Origin of the sequence: Streptococcus pseudopneumoniae (assembly GCF_001072665.1) — a bacterium.
In the GTDB taxonomy this organism is placed as follows: Bacteria; Bacillota; Bacilli; order Lactobacillales; family Streptococcaceae; genus Streptococcus; species Streptococcus pseudopneumoniae_S.
Window position 1 is genome coordinate 1 of the sequence record NZ_JVJI01000019.1, and the last position, 2,030, is coordinate 2,030.

Consider the following 2,030-nt stretch of genomic DNA (forward strand, 5'->3'; position numbering starts at 1 on the left):
CCGTACTCAAGTACAGCCTGCGGCTAGCTTCCTAGTTTGCTCTTTGATTTTCATTGAGTATAAGATACAAATTCACACTAATACATTTTGTAAAAAAGCGAGTTTCGATTGAAATTCGCTTTTTTAAATGCTGTGGATTTGAGTCAATTTTGTCTAAAAATAGGGAGATCCTAGATACAGTGAAGGTTTAGAAATGCTGGTTTTTACTGTCTTTCATCCTTTTGTTTCTTCGCAGTTGATTACCTCATATCCCTTGTATTCGCTTACACAAAGTATTATAATATGATTATAGGAAAGAAGGTGTTCTTATGATATATACACTTAAATTGGTGTTGTTTATTACCTTTCTTGTAATAAGCTTGTTACCTGATAAGATTTTTGGAAAAAATAAAAAAATTTGGAAAATAGTTCTTGCAATATTGATGGCGGCGACAGCATTGTCATTTATGTACTAAGTTATTTTAAGAATGTAGGGTTTATTTCCCTACATTCTTTTTAGTTTTTTCTGTTTTCTAGATTCTATTTATCCAAGCGCTTCAAAAACTAACTTTTTTAAAAGCTAAGTGTTAGTAAGCTTGTAAGAAACCTAGTTTAAAACAGTAAACCAGCGCTTAAAATGCTGGTTTTCACTGTCTTCAGCCTTATATTTCTTCGTAGTTGATTACCTCATATCTCTTGTATTCGCTTACATAAAGTATTATAATATGATTGTAGGAAAGAAGGTGTTTTTATGTGGAAAAAATATTTTTCAAAATATAAATGGACTGATTTATTTTGGATTTTATTTATCATTTTGACCTGCCTCTTGGCGGGTAATAGTAATCTTTACCCCCTTACCCATCAAGAAATCTCTTATCATGGGTGCTTATCGGGAATTACACTTGCCTTATATCACTTACTGTTCATTGATAAGTTTGTTATTTCGAATCGAAAATAAATGGAGAAGCTAAAAGCTTTAAATGTTTTAGACTTTTGGGATAGATAGTTTAAAAATTGAAATTTAAAACCGCAGATTTTCTTGAAATGCGGTTTTTTGTGTCAATTATAGTACTTTTCCAACCAGAATCTCAGCCTCAATGGTAATCTCTGTCAGTTGGCTCCAGTCAATCTTAGTCTGGTCGATGTGAAAGAGGAGGGGCGTCATGCTGAGTAGGGCTTGGAGCTGATTTGCTGTGATAGTCTTAGTCAGAGAGGCGGTTTGACTAGATAGGATGGTAAAGCGTTCCTGGAAATGATCCTTGATATCTTGATTAGAATAATCCTTGTTTGTCAGCTGGTCTTGTACCTTCTGACGGATTTCCTTGAGGTGATTTTTAGTTGGAATAACCTTTATCAAGATGCCGTCTTTGGATAAAACGCGATGAAATTCTCCATAGTTGGCAGGTGAGAAGATATCAAGCAGGATATCCATGCTAGCGTCTTTTATAGGAAGACGAGCTAAGTCACCTACGAACCAGTTGACTGCCCAGTTTGGTTCACTCTTGGCAGCGATTTGGACGGAATCTTTGGAAATATCAAAGGCATAGAAGGTTTTGTCAGGATGCCTTTTTTGAAGCTTGCGAGAATAGAAACCTTCACCACAACCGATATCTAAAATTGTTTTGGCATTTTTTGAGCTTGCAAGTAAATCGGAAATGGCCTCTAAGATAGCTTGATAAAAGCCGGCTTCTAGGATTTGTTGGCGATTTTGAAAGTTTTCCTTGTCGTAGTTAGCAGATTGCTTGATTTGAGGGGCTAGATTAACATAGCCGAATTTCGCTAGGTCAAAAGAATGACGGTTGCTACATTTGAGACTGCTCTCTACCAGAGTCAGATTTTCTTGGCAGATAGGACAGGCAAAGGCAGTCGCAGCAGTGAAGCGCTGAAGTTTGGGTTTGAGATTTGTATTCATAGTTTAAGTGTATCAAAAGAGGCAAGTGAAAGCAACTTTAGGAGTAAGTAGATGGGAGATTCGGTAGAAATAAAACTAATACTCTTCGAAAATCTCTTCAAACCACGTCAACGTCGCCTTGCCGTACTCAAGTACAGCC

The 2,030-nt window shown here is 36.5% G+C and carries 2 protein-coding genes; one reads left to right on the top strand and one right to left on the bottom strand.

Translation table 11 applies throughout. The annotated features are described in order from the left end of the window. Nucleotides 1-730: 730 nt before the first annotated feature. Nucleotides 731-937 carry a hypothetical protein gene (locus tag ADH52_RS11610; RefSeq protein ID WP_049509755.1) on the top strand — a complete coding sequence of 69 codons (207 nt, stop codon included), beginning with the start codon at nt 731-733 and terminating at the stop codon, nt 935-937. Nucleotides 938-1,042: 105 nt separating this feature from the next. Here ADH52_RS11610 and ADH52_RS01950 read toward each other — a convergent pair whose 3' ends face one another. Further along, nucleotides 1,043-1,891 (bottom strand): putative RNA methyltransferase, encoded by an 849-nt coding sequence (locus ADH52_RS01950; protein WP_049509757.1) that lies wholly within the window; start codon nt 1,889-1,891, stop codon nt 1,043-1,045. Between the last annotated feature and the right edge of the window lie 139 nt (nt 1,892-2,030).